The sequence below is a fragment of the Cribrihabitans neustonicus genome (assembly GCF_048820895.1).
Lineage (GTDB): Bacteria > Pseudomonadota > Alphaproteobacteria > Rhodobacterales > Rhodobacteraceae > Cribrihabitans_A > Cribrihabitans_A neustonicus.
In genome coordinates this window covers 943548-960653 of the sequence record NZ_JBMERQ010000001.1, presented here as the reverse complement: position 1 = coordinate 960653, position 17106 = coordinate 943548, and the positions used below count along the sequence as shown (strand labels likewise).

Below are 17106 nucleotides of genomic sequence, written 5' to 3'. Positions count from 1 at the left end.
AATTCCGCGGCAGCAGGTATGCGGAGCACCAGGGACCGGCATGGAAACAGAAAGGGGCACTGATGCGGCAATATCACGATGCGTTGAGGCAGATTCTCGACCATGGCGTTGCCTCGAGCGACCGTACCGGTACCGGCACGCTGTCCTGTTTCGGCCTGCAGGCGCGCTATCCGCTGGCCGAGGGCTTTCCGCTGGTTACCACCAAGAAGCTGCATCTGCGCTCGATCATCCACGAACTTCTGTGGTTCCTCTCCGGTAACACCAATATCGGCTACCTGAAGGAGAACGGCGTCTCGATCTGGGACGAGTGGGCGGATGAGAACGGCGATCTTGGCCCGGTCTACGGCCACCAGTGGCGCCGCTTTCCGCGGCTGGAGCCGCTGGAGGGGCACACAGGGGAAGAGCCGCTCTACCGCGCGGGCAGCGTCGACCAGATTGCCGGGCTGGTGGAGATGATCGGGAAGAGCCCCGACAGCCGCCGCCTGATCGTAACGGCCTGGAACCCGGCCGATGTGCCGCAGATGGCGCTGCCGCCCTGCCACACGCTATGGCAAGTGCGTATCCTGGGCGGCAAGCTGCACCTGCAGCTCTACCAGCGCTCGGCCGACATGTTCCTTGGCGTGCCGTTCAACATCGCGTCCTACGCGCTGCTGCAGGTGATGCTCGCGCATGTGACCGGCTACGAGCCGGGCGATTTCATCCACACCATGGGCGATGCGCATATCTATTCCAACCATGTGGAGCAGGTGCGCCTGCAGCTGTCCCGGGAGCCCAAGCCGCTGCCGCAGCTGAGGATCAAGCGGCAGGTCACCTCGATTTTCGACTTCCGCTACGAGGACTTCGAGATCCTGAACTATGATCCCGACCCGGCAATCAAGGCGCCGGTGGCGGTCTGAGACCCCGCGCAGAACTGGCAGGAGGAAGCAGGCGATGATCACCCTGATCGCGGCCCGGGCGCAAAATGGTGCCATCGGCAAGGACAACACCATCCCTTGGCACGCACCCGAAGACCTGAAGGCGTTTCAGCGCGAAACTCTGGGCGGCGCCCTGATCATGGGCCGCAACACCTGGGACAGCCTGCCGGTCAAGCCGCTGAAGAACCGGCTGAATCTGGTGGTGTCCTCGAACCCCGATGCCGCACCGCAGGTGCTGCCGTCGGTGGAAGCCGCGGTGGCGGAAGCCTATGCTCAAGGTTGCCGGCGCGTCTATGGCATTGGTGGAGAGGGTATCTACCGCGCCATGCTGGGCATTGCCGACCGGCTGCTGATCACCGAAATCGGTGTGACTGTGGAGGATGCGGATGCCTACTTTCCCGAGTTTGCGGCGAACGACTGGCAACCCACCGGCGAGACAGTGCTGCGGGAGGAGGATCCTTCCTGTGTACTGCACGAGTACTTTCGCCGCCGCTGAGATGCGAGCTGCACGGTGCCGGCCTGCGGGCCGGGCGGTGCAGCTTTGCGAATTTGGCGGGCGCAGTTATCTCGCCGCGCGATCAGGCGCGGGCGTCTGCGCCCTGTCAGGCGCAGCGCACCGGATGCGGGGTCAGGAAGGTTTGAGTTCGCTGGCCATCTGGCGGCCGTCGCGGCCTTCGGTCAGCTGGTAATTCACCTTCATGTTGTCGGCCAGGCCTGACATGCCGGACCGCTCAACCTGGGAAATGTGCACGAACACATCTTTGCCGCCCTCATCGGGCTCAATAAAGCCGTAGCCTTTGGTGGTGTTGAACCATTTCACGGTGCCACTTGGCATTTCCCGTGTCTCCTTCTACTTTGCACTTCGCCTTGGCATGCCAAATGGGCACGCACTGCCCCGCCGCACGCCTGCGTTGCGAATGGCAATGGGGCAGACGCCTTCGAGTTTTACACGGGTTGGCCAAAAATCAAGGAAAACTGGTGTATTCCACCGTAAATTGTGAGCCGCCGGCGGCGGAAGTTGGAGCAAGCATGAAGATCTACGGGCTGAAAAACTGCGATACCTGCCGCAAGGCATTGAAACTATTTCCGAAAGCCGATCTGGTTGACGTCAGGGCAGAGGCGGTCCCGGCGCCGTTATTGCAGGCGGCGCTGGCGGAATTTGGTGAAAAACTGGTCAATACACGCTCCACCACGTGGCGCAGCCTGGAAGAATCCGAGCGCGTGCGCCCGCCGCTGGAGCTGCTTGAGGCGCACCCTGCTCTGATGAAGCGGCCGCTGATCGACGCGGGGGGTAGGCTCTATCTTGGGTGGGACAAGACCACGCAAGCGGCCCTTGGCGTGGCTTGAGCGCGTGCTTATGTCGCCTGTCTGAACAGCGGGAGAAGAGACATGCGCAATGCGGCGCTGGTGCTGGGAATCGTGGCGGGGCTGTTCGCCATGATCGTGGGTTTCGCGGGCTACGGCTATACCGCGGCGGTTGAGTATTTCGGTCCGGTGGAGGGCCTGGCAGGGCAGGTGGAGAATGTTTTTCAGCTGCGGCTGATGGCGGTTCTGGCGCCGCTGCTGGCGATCGCGGGCGGCGCGATGGCGACGGCGCGGGCGCTGTGGGGCGGGGTGCTTCTGCTGGGCTCTGCCGCTGCAATGTATGCGGGGTTCGGCTTCAATGTCTTCACCATCTTCCCGCTGACTTTTGCGCTGGCGGCGGGGCTGCTGGCGTTGGCCGCAGGGAAGCCGGACGAGCCCAAGGCGCATTTCTGAACCGTGCGCCCCGGTGATCCATGACTTTTCATTCACTGCTCCGCGAAGCAAACGGCTCCGCGGTCAGCCGGGCGGGGGGCTCTTGGCCTGCCGGATCCCATGCCTCAATCCTCGACACGGCGGCTGATCAGCGCATCGAGTGACAGCGCCCCGGCACCGCGCACCACCAGATAGGTAAGCAGGAATACCCAAAACAGCCGCTGATCCAGGATTACCCCGTCCGGGAAGCGGTCGAACAGCGCGCCGAGCGTCTTGGTGTCGGTAGCGCCATGGCCGAAGATGTCGGTGAGCGACTGCACCACGATGAAGCCGATCATGCCAAGCGCGGCCAGCCGGGTGAACAGGCCGATCACGATCAAAAGAGGAAGCAGGAACTCAGCATAGGTTCCCGCCAGCACCACCAGGGTGTGAAAGGCGCCGAACTGGGAGACGTCATAGCCCGCGGCCTCAAGCTGTTTCGGGAAGATCTGGCTGTAAGCGCCGATCGAAGGCGTGAACAGTCCCGAAAGCCCGCCGCCCAGCTTGGTAAGTCCGGAATTCCAGAAGTAGACCAGCAGCGTCGCGGCAAAGACGAAGCGCGCAGCCAGCGGCAATAGCCGGTCTCCTGCCCGCTCGACGGGGGTGAAGATGGCCTGGTGGAAGGAGACGAGTGCGTGCATGGGTTTACCCTTCAGTGGTCTCTCCGGAAGTGTTCAGTGCGGTAATCGCGCCGCCTTGCAGGAGCAGGGCCAGCGTGGCGCCGAGGTCGAAGCCGGGGGCGTCTGCCGCCGCGCCGCGGTCCAGCGCCGCGCCAAGGCTTTTGCCCGCCATCAGCGCTTCAACGCAGGCAGCACCGCCGGGCGGCAGCTGGGCCGGGGCGGGGTCGAATTCCGCCCGGGTGATCAGCACATCCGCTCCGCCCGGCTGCGGTTTCGGTGCGCCATCTTCGGTGTTGTAGCGCCAGATCGAAAACACCGGCCAGCGCGAGCGCAGGACCTGCACCGCCGGGGCAAACGCCATGGCCGCCGCCATCAATTCTTCGGGTGCAAGCGCGCCCAGGGTTTCGGGCAGGATCGGATCGGCGTCGACGGCGTGATAGGCGCGGCGCAGGGCCAGTTCCAGCCGGGCCACGTCGCCCAGATAACCCAGATGCGCCACCTGCGGCATCGCTTCCAGGAAGGCGGGGAACTCGGCGCCATAGAACATCATCAGGGGCGAGGCGGGCGGATGCGCGCGCACATAAAGCCGTGCGATCCCATCCATATTCTCCTTGCCCAGCAGTTTGGCAATCACCGGAAAGGCGCTGTGCAGCGCTTCGATCAGGGAGACGGTGACATTGTTGCGGTAGACGTCGAACCGGCGGCCCGCAGGGCGGGCACGGTGATCCAGCAAGCCTTGGGGCACCGGCGCGCCGGGGTCCATAAGGGCGCGGGCAAACTGGAATTGGCTGACGCTCATGCGGGCACCCTTTCCAGCGCCGCCGCCGCGCGCGCTGCCTCGGCCGCCAGCACGTCCCATTCCGGCACGTTGTTGTCCCATTCGATCAGCACCGGTTTTGGGCCGGAGCGGGCAAGCGTGTAGTCCAGAAGCGCCCAGACCGGATCAGCCACTTCACGCCCGTGGCTGTCGATCAGGAGCGGGCCGCCGGCGCCGTCCTCATCCTCGTCATGACCGCCCAAGTGGATTTCGCCCACCTGTTGGAGCGGGAAGGCGTCGATATAGCCCTGCGGCGAGAAGCCGAGGTTGGTGGCGGAGACAAAGACGTTGTTCACATCCAAGAGCAGCCCGCAACCGGTGCGGCGGGCGATTTCGGCAAGGAATTCCGGCTCGGACCAGGTGCTTTCCGCAAAGCTCAGGTAGCTCGAAGGATTTTCCAGCAGCATTTGCCGTCCGACCGCTTCCTGCACTTCAGCGATGTGGCCGCAGATCCGCGACAGCGTGGCGTCTGTGTACGGCAGGGGCAGCAGGTCATTGAAAAAATGCCTGTCATGGGTGGACCAGGCCAAGTGTTCGGAAAAGCTGGCAGGCTGCAGCCAGCCCATGAGGTGCTTCAGCCGCGCCAGATGGTCTGCGTCGAGCCGGCCCTCGCCGCCGATCGACAGGCCCACGCCATGCACCGAAATGGGAAAGCGGCCGGCCAGGTGGCGCAGCTGGGCCAGCGGGCGGCCGCCGCCGCCCATGTAGTTCTCGGCGTGGACTTCCAGCCACTCAACCGCGCCCGGCTCCGCCAGCAGATCGGAGAAATGCTGCGGCTTGTAGCCCACGCCCGGCGCGGCGGGGAGGCGTTTGCGTGCGGCGGCGTCCAGCATGTCGGCTCCTGTCGCAAGGATCGGTCAATGGCGGGCGGGCAGATGCAAAAAGGGCGGGAATTGCCGTCTCCCGCCCCCTGTTGAACCGTTGCGCACCTATGCGGGCAGGTCGCGTTCCAGCGGCTCGAGCGAGCCTTTGCGCTCGGTGCCGTCCGCCGTCTGGGGCAGCTCGATCTCCTCGCAGGTGCCTGCGTCCACCAGAGTCCAGGCGTTGCCCTGGTAGTCCATCGTCGAGGTTCCGGCGCAGGTGGTGCCGGGGCCTGCCGCACAGTCGTTCTGGCCTGCCAGCGAAACGCCGTAGCACTTTTCCTTGGTGCCCGCGGCAGCGGGGACGGCCGATGCGGCAGCCATGGCGGCGGCGACGGCGCCTGCGACGGCCAGGGATTTTGCGGTGTTCGACATCTCGGTAAGTCCTTTTCGGTTTTGCTTGCGGTGTCGGGTATGACACGGAAACCCTAGCGCGCGGTTGAAGCGAACTTAAGTCACGACCCTGTGTCTCACGCCCGTGTCAGCATTTGTTATGGCGCGGGCGCGCGCAGCGGGCTGTCTTCAGGCAGTTTTTCGCCCCTGCGCAACAAAACGGCCCCCGGATGGGGGCCGCATGCTGCCGGTTTGGCAAGAATTGTTACAGAAGATCGGGCGGGGTCGCCTCCGCCGCCAGGGTCTTTGTAACATTCTCAAGGCTCTCGACTTTGGTCTGCTTCTCGCCCAGGCGGCGGACGGAGACGGTACGCTCTTCCACTTCGCGGTGGCCGACGGCGAGAATGACCGGAACCTTGCCCACTGAATGCTCGCGGACCTTGTAGTTGATCTTCTCGTTGCGGATGTCGGCCTCGGCGCGCACGCCGGCCTTTTGCAGGTTGGCAACAACCTCCTGGACATAGTCATCCGCATCCGAAGTGATCGAGGCGACCACGACCTGCCGCGGGGCCAGCCAGAACGGCAGCTTGCCTGCATGGTTTTCGATCAGGATGCCGATAAAGCGCTCAAAGGAGCCCAGGCAGGCGCGGTGCAGCATGTAGGGGCGGTGCTTGGCACCGTCCTCGCCGATGTAATTGGCATTCAGACGCTCCGGCAGGTTAGGGTCCACCTGGAAGGTGCCGCACTGCCAGACCCGGCCGATGGCATCGGTCAGTTTGAAGTCCAGCTTGGGGCCGTAGAAGGCGCCTTCGCCCGGGTCCAGAGTATAGGCGTTGCCGGTCTTCTTGATGGCGTTTTCCAGCGCTGCCTCGACATGATCCCAGCTTTCTTCGCTGCCGACGCGCTTTTCCGGACGGGTGGCGAACATGATCTCAAATTCCTCGAACCCCAGATCCTTGTAGACCGAGGACAGGAAGTCGATGAACTTGGCGCATTCCGCTTCGATCTGGTCTTCGGTGCAGAAGATATGCGCATCGTCCTGGGTAAAGCCGCGCACCCGCATGATGCCATGCAGCGCGCCCGAGGGCTCGTAGCGGTTGCAGGAGCCGAATTCCGCCATCCGCAGCGGCAGGTCGCGGTAGGATTTGAGGCCCTGGTTGTAGACCTGGACGTGGCAGGGGCAGTTCATCGGCTTCAGCGCGTTGATGGTCTTCTCGCGCGCGTGTTCCTCGTCCACTTCGACGATGAACATGTGCTCCTGATACTTGTCCCAGTGGCCCGACGCCTCCCACAGCTTGCGGTCGACCACCTGCGGGGTATTCACCTCGACATAGCCGTCGGCGCGCTGCTTGCGGCGCATGTAGTTCTGAAGCTCGGTGTAGATGGTCCAGCCGTTCGGGTGCCAGAAGATCTGGCCCGGGGCTTCCTCCTGCATGTGGAACAGGTCCATCTCGCGGCCCAGCTTGCGGTGGTCGCGCTTGGCGGCCTCTTCCAGCATGGTGAGGTGCGCCTTCAGCTTCTCCTTGCCGGTGAAGGCAACGCCGTAGATCCGCTGCAGCATGGCGCGCGACGAGTCTCCGCGCCAGTAGGCGCCCGCAATCGACATCAGCTTGAAGGCGTCGCCGGGCACCTGGCCGGTGTGCTGCAGGTGCGGGCCGCGGCACAGGTCCTGCCAGTCGCCGTGCCAGTACATCCGCAGCGGCTCATCGCCGGGGATGCTCTCGATCAGTTCGACCTTATAGGGTTCGTTGTTGTCCGTGTAATGCTGGATCGCGCGGTCGCGCTCCCACACCTCGGTGCGGACCTCATCACGCTGGTTGATGATTTCCTTCATCTTTTTCTCGATGGCACCAAGATCCTCCGGGGTGAAGGGCTCTTCGCGGTCGAAGTCGTAATACCAGCCGTTTTCGATCACCGGGCCGATGGTGACCTTGGTGTCGGGCCAGATTTCCTGCACCGCGCGCGCCATGATGTGAGCCAGATCGTGGCGGATAAGCTCGTTGGCCTGCGCCTCATCCTTCATGGTGTGGATGGCAATGGTGGCGTCGGTCTCGATCGGCCACTGCAGGTCCCAATGCTGGTCGTTGACGGTGGCGGAGATGGCCTTCTTGGCCAGCGAGGTGGAAATGCTGGAGGCCACCTGCGCGGGCGTAACGCCTGCGTCATAGGATCGTGCATTGCCATCGGGGAAGGTGAGAGAGATCTGGGCCAATTCGGCTCTCCTCGTCGGTTTGGCGCCCACTGAACGCCCGGTTGCGGGTTTTGGTCTGCGCGCTATGTGAAGCCCGGGCGCAGGCAAGTCAAGCCGGAGGGTGGCTAGGGGATGGCGGCAATTGAAGTTTTTCGCAGGCTTACCGGCGACGGGGAGGCGTCAAACGCGGCCGAGGCGCGCAACGGGCTGCGCCATGCGGCCTCCCTTGCGATGACCAAGGTCGCCGACGGGCTGATCGACCCCAAGCTGGTGCTGAGCTGGCTTTTGACCGCGCTGGGTGCTCCTTCCGTTTTCATTGCAGCGCTGGTGCCGCTTCGCGAGGCGGGGGCGCTCTTGCCGCAGATCATCCTCGCGGGCTGGGTTGCGCGGATGAAGCAGCGTAAATGGGCCTGGGCCGGCGGGTCGGCGGTGCAGGGTGCGGCGGCGGCGGGGATTGCGATGGTGGCGCTGCTGCTTCAAGGCTGGGCGGCGGGGCTTGCGGTCTGCGCGGCGCTCGCGCTTCTGGCGCTGGCCCGGGCGATGTGCTCGGTCTCCTACAAGGACATCCTTGGCAAGACCGTGGGCGAGACCCGGCGCGGCGCGATCACCGGCTTGGCCGGTTCCGCGGCGGCGGCGGGCGTGATCCTGTTTGCGCTTCTGCTGCTCAGCGGCCTGGGCCGCAGCGTCGCGCTGGTGGCGGGCGCCATCGGCCTCGCCGCCTGCCTGTGGTTCGCCGCGGCGGCGCTGTTCTCCACCCTGGAGGAAGAGGACAGCGAACCGGCGGAGGGCGGGGGCGGACTCGACTTCTCGATCCTGAAGGGCAACCGCAACCTCTGGCGGTTCATTCTGGTGCGCGGGCTTCTGGTCTCTACCGCGCTCGCGCCGCCGTACCTGGTGATGCTCACCGGCGGAGAGGGCGGCCAGCTCGGCCAGCTTGGCGCGCTGGTGCTGGCCTCGGCGGTTGCCTCGCTGGTGAGTTCCTGGGTCTGGGGGCGGCTGGCCGACCGCTCCTCGCGCCGGGTGCTGATGGCGGTGAGCGCGATCGGCGCGGCAGCAATGGTTGCTGCGGTGGCGCTGGCCTGGGCCGGGCTTGCGCAGCAGGTCTGGGCGATGCCCGCGGTGCTGTTTGTGCTGATGATCGCCTACCACGGCGTGCGGCAGGGGCGCTCGACCTACCTGGTGGACATTGCGCCCGAGGACGCACGCTCCGCCTGGGCGGCGGTCGCCAACACGGTGATCGGCACGCTGCTCCTCGCTGCGGGCGCGCTCAGCGGCGCGCTGTCGCTCCTGGGGCCACAGGCGGTGCTGCTCCTGTTTGCCGCCATGGCGCTTGCCGCCCTGCCCGCGGCCTTGGGGCTGGAGGAAGCCGAAGGAGATTAAGCCGCTAAACCATTGCAAACGGGGTTTTCCTGCCGCGCCGAACAGGGCAGTCTGGCGCGGTGACAGTGACAGAGGACGCCATGACCAAACCCGACTATCTGGAAACGCCCCAGGGCCGCCGCATTGCCTACCACCGCAGCGAAGGGCAGGGGCCCTGGGTGGTGTTCCTCGGCGGGCTGAAGTCCGACATGGAGGGCACCAAGGCGGTGCATCTGGAAGCTTGGGCCAAGGCGCGCGGCCAGTCCTTCCTGCGCTTCGACTATTCCGGCCACGGCGAAAGCTCCGGCACCTTCGAGGAAGGCTGCATCGGCGACTGGCACGAGGACACGCTAGCCGTGGTCACCGCGCTGACCGAAGGCGAAGTGGTGCCGGTCGGCTCCTCTATGGGCGGCTGGCAGGCGCTCTTGCTGGCCCGCGCGATGCCGGAGCGGATCAAGGGCATGGTCACCATCGCGGCAGCCCCGGATTTCACCGAGGACGGCTACTGGGCGAATTTTTCAGGCAGCCAGAAGGCCCAGCTGGAAACCCAAGGTTATGTCGAGCTGCCCAGCGACTACATGGAGCCCTACCACATCAGCAAGCGCATGATCGAGGACGGCCGCAAGCGGCTGGTGCTGCGCTCGCCGCTGTTCCTGCCGTTCCCGGTGCGCTGCCTGCAGGGCACGGCGGACACCGCAGTCTCCACCGAAACTGCGCTGCGGCTGCTGAACCACGCGACTTGCCCGGAGATGCGGCTGGCGCTGGTCAAGGACGCTGACCACCGCTTTTCCGATCCCGCCTGCCTCAAGATGATCGAAACCGCAGTGCGCGAGGTGCTTGCTGAGGTCTGACGCTGGGGCGGCCCATTGATGTTCTCTTATTGTTCCGAGGCTCTGGGGGTGCTATTCTTAGCACATTTCAACCAGGGGGAGTCGAAGGATGGAACAGCGGGTAAGCCTGATCACGCTGGGTGTGCCGGACATGGCGGAGGCCGCGGCGTTCTACGAGGCGCTGGGCTGGCGGCGGGCGCAGAGCCCGGACGGGGTGGTTGCCTTCGACCTCCTGTCGCAGACTTTGGGGCTCTACCCGCTCGACGCTCTGGCGGAAGACATCGGCCTGCCGCCCTCGGCGCTGGGTGCTGGTGCCATCACGCTCAGCCACAACACCCGCACCCGGGAAGAGGTGGCGGAACTGCTTGCCGCCGCCGAGGCCGCCGGGGCAGAGATCCTGAAGCCCGCGCAGGATGCCTTCTGGGGCGGCCATCACGGCTATTTCCGCGCTCCCGACGGCCACATCTGGGAGATCGCTTTCAACCCGTTTTCCGCCCTGGGCACCGATGGCGCCTTCTGCTGGAACGGCTACTGACTGCGGTGCGCAGGCGGCGGCTTGAAGGACACCCCGGCTTCCGCCTGCATCCGGCAAAATCGAAGGCAGCCAGGTCGTAAAGGAAGGCGAGGGCGGCAGTGGCAACAACCGGGCCGGTGGCCTTTGGCATAGGGCCAGCACGAGCAGCGGGCCGCGCGCTGCTTGGCTGGCTGGCCGTGCCGGCGCCCGCTCGGGCCGGGCCCCGCCTGCACTAAGCCCTCAGCGGTAGAGCAGCGCGCGTTCTTCCCTGCTCAGGAGATGCACGTCCGCCACCGGCTTTCCGCTCGCCGCATCGAAGAAGGGCGACTGCCGCCAGCGCCCCGAAAGCCGCGCCGCGAGCATCCGGCTCAGCACCCTCCAGACCATCACGCCTGCGCCTTTCGTGCGCGGCGGCTTGCCGGTCTGCGGGATGAAGGCTTCCGCCCGCCGCTTTCCGAGGGCCGCCTTGTCCTGAAACAGATCCGCACGCATGCCGGCAAAGGGCAGGCCGGGCCAGGCCAGCGTATTGGCAAAGGGTGTGCCGCAGCAGGCCGCATACCAGCGCAACGGCCCGCGCGGGCTGAGCCGGATCGCCTTCAAGTGCTGCGCGCCTTGGGTAATGGTGATTGCATCGGGGGAGAGCTGGAACAGGTCCACTGGTTCCGGCGCCGGGTCCGGCTGACCGTGATAGAGCTCATTGGCGCGGCAGTCGGCGCAGTGGCAGGCGATGCGCGTGCCTGCCTTCACCCCCAGCGCCGGGACATGCCCGGCCAGCGCGCCGCAATGGCAGGAAAACGCCAGCCCTCCTGCCGCCGCATCCCGCGACGCCCCTCCCGCCGCCATCGGATCAGGCCGCCGTATTGCTGTTGGCGGCCCGTGCGCGCACGGGTTTGCGGCTATTGGCGTTCATGAAGCCGATCACCAGCGGCCGGATATTGTCGCGCCAGCTGCGGCCTGCAAAAATGCCGTAGTGGCCCGCGCCGGGCTCCACGTGGCTCGCTTTCTTCTCCTCTGGCAGCCCGGTCAGAAGATCGAGCGCGGCGACGCATTGGCCGGGGGCAGAAATGTCGTCATTGGCGCCTTCGACCGTCTTCACCGCCACATCGGTGATCTTGCCGATATCCACCTTGTGGCCGTTCACAACGAAGGCGTTGCGGGCGATCTCGCGCTTCTTGAAGACCCGTTCCACCGTCGACAGGTAGAATTCGGCGGGCATGTCCATTACGGCGAGGTATTCGTCGTAGAAGCGGTTATGGGCGTCATGGTCCGACGCCTCACCGCGGGACACCCGCTGGATCTGGTCCATGAAGGCCTGACTGTGGCGCTCCGCGTTCATCGACATGAAGGAGGCGAGCTGCAGCAGGCCGGGGTAAACCTTGCGGCCGACGCCCTTGTACTTGTAGCCGACCTGCTGGATCATCGTCTCCTCCAGCTGGCCCATGGTAACCCGGCGGCCGAAGTCGGTCACCTCGGTAGGGGTGGCGTCGGGATCGACCGGGCCGCCGATCAGCGTGAGCGAAGAGGGCTGCGCCTTGGGGTCCTGTTCCGCCAGGTAGGCCGTGGCGGCCAGCGTCAGCGGGGCCGGCTGGCAGACCGCGACCACGTGAGTGTCGGGACCCAGTTCGCGCATGAAGTCGACGAGGTAAAGCGTGTAATCCTCAACGTCGAACTTGCCGGCCGAAACCGGGATGCCCCGGGCATTGTGCCAATCCGTGACATAGACCTCGCAGTTCACCAGCAGGCTCTTCACGGTAGAGCGCAGCAGCGTCGCGTAGTGGCCTGACATCGGCGCCACCAGCAGCACCTTGCGCGGCTGCTCCTCGCGGCCGCTCACGCGGAAGTGGATCAGATCGCCAAAAGGCTTTTCCGCCACTGTCACGATATCGACCAGATGGTCCTTGCCATCCTCGCCGGTATAGGTATGGATGCCCCAGTCCGGCTTCACAACCATGCGCTGATAAGTCCGTTCGGTGACTTCACCCCAGGCTGCCATCCAGCTCAGCGCCGGATTTGGCAAGGCCGCGAAAATTGGATAGGATGCCATGGAAAGCGCGGTCGCACCCAGCCATTGGTTTGTGTTGCGGACCGTTTCCATCAGGTCGTAGGTCATCATGTATCGCATGCTCGCCTCCAACGAACTCCGCACCGGCGTTAAGGGACCGCAAAAATCGGAAGACTGGAATAATCGCAGCTTTGCCCTGAAATCAGCAGATGCGTATTCTGCACAGCAGAAAGCCTATGGGGGATTTATTTAAATGACAACAAGTGAAGAGCTCACCGCTGCACCCAACCCCGAGCAAGTTGAAAAGCTTAGGGAAAACTTGGCACGCGTTGAGGAGCTCTCCAAGCGGCTGATCACGGTGATGGCCCAGAAGTCGTCGCACGACCCGGCTCTGGACGCTCCGAATCAAGAGCTTTTTGCACGTGCAGCGACGGCCTACTGGGCTGAGGCGCTGCAAAACCCGGCCAAGCTGATGGAGCACCAGGTCGAATACTGGAGCAAATCGGTGATGAATTTCGCCGAGGCGCAGCGCGCGATGGCCGCCGCCGGCGAGGAGGCCGCGGAGGGCGGCCCGGCCGATCCCCGCTTTGCCAACCCGCTGTGGCACAGCAATCCCTTCTTTAACTACGTCAAGCAGCAGTATCTCACCAATGCCGAGGCCATCCGCGAGGCGGTGAACACAGCGAGCGACCTTGAGGGCAAGGACAAGCAGCGGCTCGGCTATTTCGCCGAGCAGATCATCGAGATGATGTCGCCCACCAACTTCCTTCCCACCAACCCCGACGCGCTGGAGCGCGCGGTGGAAACCGAGGGGCAGTCGCTCATTGACGGGCTGGAAAACCTGGTTTCCGATCTCGAGGCCAACAACGGCGAGCTGGTGGTGCGGCTTGCGGACGAAAACGCATTCGAGCTTGGCGGCAACATCGCCACCACGCCGGGCGATGTGGTGTTCCGTAACCGGATGATGGAGCTGATCCAGTACAAGCCGGTGACCGACACAGTGCACGAGACCCCGATCGTGCTGTTCCCGCCCTGGATCAACAAATTCTACATCCTCGACCTGAAGGCGCAGAACAGCTTCATCAAATGGGTGACCGAGCAGGGCTACACTCTGTTCGTGGTGAGCTGGGTCAATCCGGACGCAAGCTATGCCGAGACCGGTCTGGAGGACTATATTGAGGAGGGCTACCTGGCCGCGATCGACACGGTGAAGGAGATTTGCGGGGTGCCCCAGGTCAACACTGTGGGCTACTGCATCGCGGGCACCACGCTAGCGCTCACCCTGGCGCTGCTGAAGAAGCGCGGCGAGAAGCCGGTGAAATCGGCGACCTTCTTCACCGCGCTTACCGATTTCGACGACCAGGGCGAGTTTACCCCCTTCCTGCAGGACGACTTCATCGACGGCATCGAGCGGGAGGTGGCCGGCGACGGCCTCTTGCGCTCCTGGATCATGGCGCGCACCTTTTCCTTCCTGCGCTCCAAGGACCTGGTCTATGGCCCGGCGGTGAAAAGCTACATGATGGGCCAGACCCCGCCCGCCTTCGACCTGCTCTACTGGAACGGCGATGGCGCCAACCTGCCTGGCCGGATGGCGATGCAGTATCTGCGCGGCCTGTGCCAGCGCAACGAGTTTGCGCGTGACGGCTTCAAGATGCTGGGCGAGACGCTGCATGTCAGCGACGTCGACGTGCCGCTGCTTGCCGTCACCTGCGAGACAGACCATATCGCGCGCTGGAAGGACTGCTACCGGGGCGTGCAGCAGATGGGGGCGCGCAGCAAGACCTTCATTCTGTCGCAGTCGGGCCATATCGCGGGTATCGTAAACCCGCCCAGCCGCAACAAATACGGCCATTTCACCAACGCCGACCTCGGCGCCGATCCCGCCGCCTGGCAGGAGGGAGCGGAGTTCCACGAAGGCTCCTGGTGGCCGCGCTGGGAGGCCTGGCTGAAGAAGCGCTCCGGCAAGCAGGTGCCCGCCCGCGAGGCCGGTGATTCTGGCTTGCCCTCGCTGGAGCCGGCTCCCGGCAGCTATGTGAAGGTGAAGGCAAGCCGCTGATTTCGCTTAGTTTGCGAAGTTTTTCTGCGCCGCAGCAACAAATTTCTTGAAATGCTGCGGTGCAGCGCGCATATTCACTTCAGACGACAAAAGCAGGATGGTCCTGCTGCAGCTTTCTGAGGAATTAGAACTATGGCAAAGACCCAAGACTTCACCGCAATGATGAAAGACTTCATGGGCGCCTTCCCGGTCGATACCAAGGCAATGGAAGATGTGTTCAAGAACACCGCCGCCCTGAACGAGAAACTCTCTGCAGTGGCTCTGGACGCGGCCGGCAAGTCGGCTGAGATCTCCAACAAGTGGACCAAGGAAACCCTGGCCAAGCTGGGCGACGTTTCCAAGGTCAAGGAAGACCCGGCAGATTACGCCAAGGCCGCGACCGACTTCGCTTCGGCCTCCGCCGAAGTGGCAGCCGAAAACATGGCCGCCTTCGCTGAAGTGGCGAAGAAGGTGCAGATGGACACCGTTGAGCTGATGATGGCTGCCGGCAAGGACTTCAGCGAAGAAGCGTCCGCCGCAGTCAAGAAAGCCACCACCGAGGTGAGCGCGGCCGCCAACAAGGCCGCTGCTGCAGCCAAGTAAGGCGCCAGCAAGAAACGTCCACGGTCCGGCTTTCGCTCTCCTCCCTTTGGAGCCGGATCGTGAAGAGGGGCAGGCCGCGAGGCCTGTCCTTTCGTATTTGCGGCGCACCCCGCTGCATAACGGTTGGCTTTAGCCTGCGCCGGGTCAAAGAGCCCCCGCGCGGAACAAGGCCGAAGACCGCCGCGCATCGCCGCCGCGCCCCCACGCGGTGGCGATTTGGCTAAGGCTTTGCGGTCCCCCGGGAGGGCGTACGGACTTGGCGGACATAAACTGCCGGTCACGACTCTTCGGATCGCCCCCGCGCGCGCCGGAGATGCGCTGCTCCCCGCCTGGCGCCGTGCAACTCGCCCCTGGCAATCCCCTCAACTTGTTTGTGCCACCCGACCCTCCGGCGCAGGCTACTCCGGCAGTCCGGCCCGGCGCAGCCCGTCGCAGTAATGCGCAAGGTCGCTGGCCCTTTCGAAGGGCAGGGCGCGGGTGATGCGCCGGATGGTGGCGCCCGGCGCGGCCTCCAGGATGCGCCGCCGCTCCCCGGCCGCCTCCGCCGCATGGCCAAGCTGGCCGTGGCAGGCCGCCGCGTGCCAATGCGGCGCGGGGAAGTTCGGGTAGAGCCCGATCGCCTTCCTCAGCGGCAGCAGCCCGTCCGCATAGCGCCGCTGCATGTAGTGGGCGAGCCCGATGAACCAGTAGTAGTAGCTGGGATGGAAGGGATTGGCCGCCACCGCCTCCGCCAGTTCCTCCAGCCCCCGGCCCGGATTGCCGCGGCAGATGTGGAAGAGCGCGTGGAAGGCGTGGGTGTCGCCATCGTTCGGGTTCAGCATCAGCGCCCGCTTCAGGTAGGCCTGCGCCAGCGCCGGATCGCCCTCGAACAGAGAGAGCACCCCCAGCCGCCGCTGCACCACTGCATCCAAGGGATCCAGCCCGGCGGCCCGGCGCAGGAGCGGCAGCGCGCGCCCCAGGGTCTCACGGCGTGATCGGCCCCAGCCGCTCATCCACTCCACAAGATAGGTGAGCGCCGCCCCCGCCAGGGCCGCCGCATTGTCGGGATCGGCCTGGCAAGCGCGCTGGTAGAGCGTTCGGCAGCGCCGCAGCGCCTGCGGTGAATCCAGCACGATCGATCTCGCCATCGCCCCCAGCTCCTGCGCGCTGAGACCGGCAAGGCCGCCGCCGCGCCCCCGCACCCGTTGCCCGTCCAGCTGGTCGAGCTGCCAGGCGAGGGTCTGCACGATCGCGCCCGCCAATTCGTCCTGCGTCTCGAAACCATCGCCCTCGGCACGGTCGTAATGACCGTTCCACAGAGTGATGCCGTTCCTGCCGTCGGCCAGCCCGATGGTGACGCGCAGCTGCCCGGGCGCGCGCCGCACCCGTCCCTCCACTACATACCGCACCCCGAGCTGAAACGCCGCCAGCGCTGCAGGCAGCGGCCGTGGCACCCGGGCGGCGGCGGCGCTGTGCGCGATCACCCGCAGCTGGCGGAACCTGGACAAGCCGATGATGACGTCCTCGGCGAGCCCGGCGGCCAGTCCGCCGCCTGCCGCTTCCTCTGGACCGTGCATGCCCGCCTCGTCGGTGAAGGGCAGTACTGCCACAGACATCTCCATCCCGGGCGGAGTGGCGAAATGCTGCGGTTCCGGGACCATAGCCGCGCGCCACAGGCGTTCTCCGGCAGGCCCTTGGACAGGCAGCCGCGGCTCGAAGACCGCGTTGCATTCACCTTCAGCCTGCTGCCGAACCGCGTCTGAAACCAGGACCTCGCCGGGCGCCGCCTGTCTCTGCAGCGTGCGTGTCGTGCGCAGGGGGGCCGGCGCGCCCGCCTCGCCGGCCCTGGCACGGCGCGCGGCGCTGCGAATGGCAATGGCGCAAAGGGTTCCTTTGCTGCCCTCCCCCGGTGCTTCAGTCAGGCTGAGCATTGCCAGCGCTGCGTCCACGGCGTGCCGCGCGCTCGCGAAGGCGGCCGCGAGTTCCGGCCCGCCGGGTGCGAGCAAATGTCCGCCATGCTGGCGGGCCAGCGCCCTCAGCCGCGCGTCCATCTCTTCGGGCCAGCCCTCCGGACTTCCGCCGGCTGGCGCGCTCTGCTCTGCTGCCGGCGCCGCAACCAGGATCGCGGCCGCGCGCCTTCTGTCCCTTTGGTCAGCCATTCTTCCGCCACCAAGGACCCCACCAAGGACCCCGCCAAAGACTCACGGGGCCAATGCCTCACTATACCACGGCGGACACTCTCCGCGCCGGGGGTGTTCCGATTTGAGTATCCC

Annotated in this window: 18 protein-coding genes; 9 read left to right on the top strand and 9 right to left on the bottom strand. The window is 65.3% G+C overall.

Features of this window, described 5'->3' with window-relative positions; all coding sequences use genetic code 11:
- Positions 1-62 precede the first annotated feature (62 nt).
- A complete protein-coding gene (locus ACOHWE_RS04585; RefSeq protein WP_420664460.1) occupies positions 63-896 on the top strand; it encodes a thymidylate synthase in 834 nt (277 codons plus the stop codon).
- Positions 897-930: 34 nt separating this feature from the next.
- Positions 931-1410 (top strand): dihydrofolate reductase, encoded by a 480-nt coding sequence (locus tag ACOHWE_RS04580; protein ID WP_420664459.1) that lies wholly within the window; start codon positions 931-933, stop codon positions 1408-1410.
- Between the two features lie 132 nt (positions 1411-1542).
- Here ACOHWE_RS04580 and ACOHWE_RS04575 read toward each other — a convergent pair whose 3' ends face one another.
- The gene (locus ACOHWE_RS04575) at positions 1543-1749 is read right to left on the bottom strand and encodes a cold-shock protein (protein ID WP_420664457.1); all 207 of its coding nucleotides are present in this window, start codon (positions 1747-1749) and stop codon (positions 1543-1545) included.
- A 194-nt stretch (positions 1750-1943) separates the two neighbouring features.
- Between ACOHWE_RS04575 and ACOHWE_RS04570 the strand changes: the two genes are divergently transcribed.
- Both ACOHWE_RS04570 and ACOHWE_RS04565 read left to right on the top strand, forming a co-directional pair.
- Complete coding sequence (locus ACOHWE_RS04570; protein WP_420664456.1) at positions 1944-2261, top strand: arsenate reductase family protein; 318 nt, start codon at positions 1944-1946, stop codon at positions 2259-2261.
- Between the two features lie 42 nt (positions 2262-2303).
- Entirely contained in the window at positions 2304-2672 is a 369-nt protein-coding gene (locus ACOHWE_RS04565; protein ID WP_420664454.1) for a hypothetical protein, read from the top strand.
- A 104-nt stretch (positions 2673-2776) separates the two neighbouring features.
- Here the strand turns inward: ACOHWE_RS04565 and ACOHWE_RS04560 are convergent, their stop codons facing one another.
- From ACOHWE_RS04560 to thrS, 5 genes are all read right to left on the bottom strand, one after another.
- Entirely contained in the window at positions 2777-3331 is a 555-nt protein-coding gene (locus ACOHWE_RS04560; RefSeq protein WP_420664453.1) for a DoxX family protein, read from the bottom strand.
- A gap of 4 nt (positions 3332-3335) precedes the next feature.
- Complete coding sequence (locus tag ACOHWE_RS04555; RefSeq protein ID WP_420664452.1) at positions 3336-4109, bottom strand: HvfC/BufC family peptide modification chaperone; 774 nt, start codon at positions 4107-4109, stop codon at positions 3336-3338.
- Positions 4106-4960 carry an MNIO family bufferin maturase gene (gene bufB, locus ACOHWE_RS04550; RefSeq protein WP_420664451.1) on the bottom strand — a complete coding sequence of 285 codons (855 nt, stop codon included), beginning with the start codon at positions 4958-4960 and terminating at the stop codon, positions 4106-4108. The genes ACOHWE_RS04555 and bufB overlap by 4 nt, the downstream gene beginning before the upstream one ends.
- A gap of 96 nt (positions 4961-5056) precedes the next feature.
- Positions 5057-5362: a BufA1 family periplasmic bufferin-type metallophore gene (locus ACOHWE_RS04545; RefSeq protein WP_420664450.1), complete on the bottom strand. Its 306-nt coding sequence runs from the start codon at positions 5360-5362 to the stop codon at positions 5057-5059.
- Positions 5363-5585: 223 nt separating this feature from the next.
- Positions 5586-7532 (bottom strand): threonine--tRNA ligase, encoded by a 1947-nt coding sequence (thrS, locus tag ACOHWE_RS04540; protein ID WP_420664449.1) that lies wholly within the window; start codon positions 7530-7532, stop codon positions 5586-5588.
- 111 nt (positions 7533-7643) lie between these two features.
- Between thrS and ACOHWE_RS04535 the strand changes: the two genes are divergently transcribed.
- The 3 genes from ACOHWE_RS04535 (at position 7644) to ACOHWE_RS04525 (ending at position 10235) form a co-directional block, all read left to right on the top strand.
- Complete coding sequence (locus ACOHWE_RS04535) at positions 7644-8891, top strand: MFS transporter (protein ID WP_420664448.1); 1248 nt, start codon at positions 7644-7646, stop codon at positions 8889-8891.
- A gap of 80 nt (positions 8892-8971) precedes the next feature.
- On the top strand, positions 8972-9721 hold the full coding sequence (locus tag ACOHWE_RS04530) for an alpha/beta fold hydrolase (protein ID WP_420664447.1): 750 nt from the start codon (positions 8972-8974) through the stop codon (positions 9719-9721).
- A gap of 88 nt (positions 9722-9809) precedes the next feature.
- Entirely contained in the window at positions 9810-10235 is a 426-nt protein-coding gene (locus tag ACOHWE_RS04525; protein WP_420664446.1) for a VOC family protein, read from the top strand.
- Positions 10236-10454: 219 nt separating this feature from the next.
- On the opposite strand, the gene ACOHWE_RS04520 is transcribed toward ACOHWE_RS04525, so the two are convergent.
- A complete protein-coding gene (locus ACOHWE_RS04520; protein WP_420664444.1) occupies positions 10455-11057 on the bottom strand; it encodes a DUF6151 family protein in 603 nt (200 codons plus the stop codon).
- A gap of 4 nt (positions 11058-11061) precedes the next feature.
- A complete protein-coding gene (phaZ, locus tag ACOHWE_RS04515) occupies positions 11062-12336 on the bottom strand; it encodes a polyhydroxyalkanoate depolymerase (RefSeq protein WP_420664442.1) in 1275 nt (424 codons plus the stop codon).
- Positions 12337-12469: 133 nt separating this feature from the next.
- Here phaZ and phaC point away from each other — a divergent pair, with 133 nt between their 5' ends.
- Positions 12470-14272 carry a class I poly(R)-hydroxyalkanoic acid synthase gene (gene phaC / locus ACOHWE_RS04510; RefSeq protein ID WP_420664441.1) on the top strand — a complete coding sequence of 601 codons (1803 nt, stop codon included), beginning with the start codon at positions 12470-12472 and terminating at the stop codon, positions 14270-14272.
- 132 nt (positions 14273-14404) lie between these two features.
- Positions 14405-14854, top strand: a complete 450-nt coding sequence (locus tag ACOHWE_RS04505) for a phasin family protein (RefSeq protein WP_420664439.1) — start codon at positions 14405-14407, stop codon at positions 14852-14854.
- A gap of 398 nt (positions 14855-15252) precedes the next feature.
- Here the strand turns inward: ACOHWE_RS04505 and ACOHWE_RS04500 are convergent, their stop codons facing one another.
- Complete coding sequence (locus ACOHWE_RS04500; protein ID WP_420664438.1) at positions 15253-16992, bottom strand: adenylate cyclase Cya3; 1740 nt, start codon at positions 16990-16992, stop codon at positions 15253-15255.
- Between the last annotated feature and the right edge of the window lie 114 nt (positions 16993-17106).